Here is a 540-nt window from a genome sequence, read left to right as displayed (position 1 = left end):
GCAGCCAGCGCTACGGGAGACGCTTTCGCGTCCAGCATCGCCGCTACCAACTCCCCCGTAATCGGCGCGAGCGTCAGGCCCAGATGGTTGTGCCCGAACGCATAGGACACCCCGCGCGTCCCCGGCACCCGCCCGATCGCGGGCAGGTAATCCGGCAGGGTCGGCCGTGCGCCCATCCAGGGTTTGGCGTCCTCGCCGATCGGCAGGCCGAGCGCGGCGATGTGGTGGCGCAGGCGGTTCCACTTCGCCGGATCGGGCTTGGCTTCGGCGCGGGCGAACTCGACGATGCTGGCGGCGCGCAGGCCCCCGGCAAAGCGGGTGACGATCATCGAGCGATCCTCGAACACCACCGGGGGCAGGTCGGCGGGCCAGTCGACGTCGGGGCCGGTCTGGAGGTGATAGCCGCGCTCGGCGATGATCGGGGCCTTCAGGCCGAAGGGGCGGAGCAGCGCGGCGCTTGCCACGCCCGCCGTCACGACGATTTGGTCGGCGGTCAGGCGGCGGTCGTCGGACAGGCGGACCTCGCCGTCGCTGATCGCC

At 72.0% G+C, this 540-nt stretch carries 1 protein-coding gene; it reads right to left on the bottom strand.

All coding sequences use genetic code 11. The features are described 5' to 3' along the window. Nucleotides 1-540 (bottom strand): NAD(P)/FAD-dependent oxidoreductase (locus SB4_RS18670; protein ID WP_153006356.1); only part of this gene is annotated, 540 nt, incomplete at both ends.

This window comes from Sphingomonas sanguinis (genome assembly GCF_001476905.1).
Taxonomy (GTDB): domain Bacteria; phylum Pseudomonadota; class Alphaproteobacteria; order Sphingomonadales; family Sphingomonadaceae; genus Sphingomonas; species Sphingomonas sanguinis_B.
This window is presented reverse-complemented; position numbering and strand designations above follow the sequence as displayed.